The organism is Litorivivens sp. (genome assembly GCF_041625495.1).
Taxonomy (GTDB): domain Bacteria; phylum Pseudomonadota; class Gammaproteobacteria; order Pseudomonadales; family Spongiibacteraceae; genus Litorivivens.
In genome coordinates this window covers 1-3,159 of the sequence record NZ_JBFJTH010000265.1, presented here as the reverse complement: position 1 = coordinate 3,159, position 3,159 = coordinate 1, and the positions used below count along the sequence as shown (strand labels likewise).

The following is a 3,159-nucleotide window of genomic DNA, read 5'->3' as shown; positions in this document are numbered from 1 at the left end:
GCATGTCGACGCTGGCTGGTCCCACATAGATAACACCGATATCGGCATTGACCGCAAATCCGGATGTAGCGCGATGCCCCCAGCCTAAGCCGAAATAGGGGGCAATTTCCTCGAAATCGACTTTCGTGGTTACCTCACCGAGGATGGCGGGTGAGTAGACGCTGTTACCGAATTCGCAGGTGGCGAACTGCTGAATGATGAAGGTGGCGTTACAGCTGGTGATGACGGTTGCGCCACTGTTATTGAAAAAGGTGCCGCCGGAGACGCGGAATATTCCATTCCAGGGGTGCCAGTCTGCCAGGAAGTAGGCATTTTTGAGGTCGATATCACTGTCGTACTGTAGTTCGTCGCCCTCTACCCCGTTGTTGTCTTGTGCATCAAATTCGACATCAAAATCGCCTACCAAGTAACCGGCGCGGATGCCCCAGGGCTCCTCCCAGCGATAGCCGATTTCGGCCCCAAGGCCAATATCGGAACCTTGGATGCGGGTAGTGATCTGCGCTTGCGCTGCCGTTCCTGTCAATATCAGTAAGACGACCAGCAGGCCTTTGACAAGTTTCAGTTGTGACATGGGTATCCCCGGGTGTTCATTAAATAGCCCTCAAGGTTAGCGCACTTTGGCCCAGACTTCAGGTCTTGGTTTCCCAGAAAATTACCCATCAAACGTGCCAGGTGTCCGGTGAGTTTTATGGGTAGTGTTTGGCGGGGAAAGGGTAATGGGATGCCTCGGGGATGTCTGCTATTGTTGGTTGCTTAGAAGTTGAACGGGTGGCTGCGGTCATCGGCCAAACGCATGCGGCACCACTCTTTGACATAACAATAAACCTGCACCAGGCATACCAGCAATAGGAGCACCGTGTGAAGAAAATCAGTCAGCATTACATTGATGGCCAGTGGGTTGAATCGCTCCAGCCCGGCGCCAGACACGATATTGTTAATCCGGCCACGGAAGCTGTCATCGGCCAGCTTCAGTTTGGCGGCATAGCCGACGTAGACAGCGCCGTCAGTGCAGCAAGCAAGGCATTTAGTTCATTTAGTCGCACATCACTGCAAGAGCGAGTTGATCTGCTGAGTGCTGTGGTAAGCGAATACGAAAAGCGGATGGGCGATCTGGCACTGGCGGTAAGCTCAGAGATGGGTGCCCCCCAGAGCTTGGCTAATAGTGCTCACGTGCCGTTGGGTCTTGGGCATTTCAAAACAGCTATTGCACTGGCAGATCAGATTGAATGGCAGACCCGCAAAGGCAGTACTTTGATTTCCCGCGAACCGGCCGGCGTATGTGCGCTGATTACGCCCTGGAACTGGCCGCTTAATCAGATTGCCTGCAAGCTGGCGCCGGCCTTCCTCTCGGGCTGTACCGTGGTGCTTAAACCGTCTGAATATGCAGCGCTTTCGGCGCAGATTATCGCCGAAATTATGGACGCGGCTGGTTTGCCGGCCGGCGTGTTTAACCTGATCTGGGCCAGTGGTCCGGAGGTGGGGCCGCATATGTCGTCTCACCCTCTGGTGGATCTGGTGTCGCTGACGGGGTCTACGGCGGCGGGCGCGTCGGTCGCCCGCTGTGCGGCGGACGGTATTAAACGGGTATCCCTGGAGTTGGGGGGCAAATCGCCCAATATCCTGCTCGAGGACGCCCCATTTGAAGAGGCAGTGAAAAAAGGCGTTCTGCACCTGATGAATAACAGCGGCCAAAGCTGCAATGCACCGTCTCGGATGCTGGTGCCTGCATCGCGTCTGGCAGAAGTCGAGGCACTGGCGGTAGCGGCGCTGGACGATTTGACCGTAGGTGATCCGCAGGATGCGAGCACCACCACCGGGCCGGTAGCGAACGGCCGCCAGTTTGAGCGAGTTCAGAAGCTTATCGGCGTGGGTATTGCCGACGGCGCTAAACTTCTGGTGGGTGGTGAGGGTCGCCCTGATGGTTGCGAGGCTGGTTATTTCGTTAAGCCTACGATCTTTTCGGTAGATTCTAACGACAGCCGTATTGCGCGCGAGGAAATCTTTGGCCCGGTGCTAACACTGATACCCTATAGCGACGAAGCCGAGGCGATAAAGATTGCCAACGATACAGTCTATGGATTGTCGGGCTATGTGTATGCCGGGAGTGTCGAGCGCGCGCAAGCGGTCGGACGCCAGCTGCGCGCAGGGCAGGTGCATCTCAATGGCGCGGGGGCGGATATACAGGCACCTTTTGGTGGTTTCAAACAATCCGGTATCGGTCGCGAATGGGGGCTGGCCGGCGTGGAAGAGTTCACCGAATACCAGGCCATGATGGGTCTGGAATAGCCGCGTCTCATCGCTGGCTAGCAGCGCGCATGCCCCCGCACTCGCTGGGGGCATTTTGTGCAGTCATTGCCAGTTTCGTGCAGTCAAGTCTGAACAGCGATGGCGGTAGCGTCTACAATGCCGTCCTTCGCTTTCCTTTCTCTAATACAATGGTTTTTCGTTTATGTGGTTTAAAAATCTACTGATCTATCGCTTCACCAAGCCCTTTACTCTATCGCCGGAGCAGGTGGAGGAGAAACTCCATGAGCATGCTTTTAAACCGTGCGGCGGCCAGGATATGTCGACGCTGGGTTGGGTAAAGCCGTTGGGTCAGCAGGGCAGTGAGTTGGTGCACACCAATAACGGTTGCATCATGGTGTGCAGCCAGCGGCAGGATAAAGTATTGCCGGCTTCAGTGATCAAGGACGCCTTGGAGGAAAAGGTGCTGACGATTCGCGAAGATGAGGATCGTGTGCCCAGTCGCAAAGAGCGCCTGGATATAAAAGAAGAACTGGTATTTGATATGTTGCCCCGGGCCTTCGTGAAGTCACGCAGGCAGTTCGCCTACATCGACCCCAAGAATGGGTGGTTGGTGGTGGACTGTGGCAGCCATAACCGGGCCGAAGAGATGATCGTGTTGCTGCGGGAATCGCTTGGTTCAATGCCGGTGATTCCGTTAGCAGCCAAAAATACCGCTTATCACACCATGACCGAGTGGCTGAAAGTTGCGCCACCCAGCGGTTTTGAACTGGGCGGCGAATGCGAGCTGATTGACTCTGCTGACGAAGCGGCGGTTATACGCTGTAAAAATCAGGAGCTTACGTCGAAGGAAATTCTCAATCATATCGACAGTGGCATGCTGGTGAAAAAGCTGGCGCTGAGCTGGTCGGGCGG

General features: G+C 55.4%; 2 protein-coding genes and 1 pseudogene. 2 read left to right on the top strand and 1 reads right to left on the bottom strand.

The window, feature by feature from the left end; all coding sequences use genetic code 11:
- A pseudogene (locus ABYP39_RS18220) lies at positions 1 to 571 on the bottom strand (hypothetical protein); the annotation flags it as partial.
- Positions 572 to 858: 287 nt separating this feature from the next.
- On the opposite strand from ABYP39_RS18220, the gene ABYP39_RS18215 reads away from it, so the two are divergent.
- Both ABYP39_RS18215 and ABYP39_RS18210 read left to right on the top strand, forming a co-directional pair.
- Positions 859 to 2,286 (top strand): aldehyde dehydrogenase family protein, encoded by a 1,428-nt coding sequence (locus tag ABYP39_RS18215; protein WP_372784048.1) that lies wholly within the window; start codon positions 859 to 861, stop codon positions 2,284 to 2,286.
- A 163-nt stretch (positions 2,287 to 2,449) separates the two neighbouring features.
- Positions 2,450 to 3,159: recombination-associated protein RdgC (locus tag ABYP39_RS18210; protein WP_372784046.1), on the top strand; the 710-nt coding region annotated here is incomplete at its 3' end.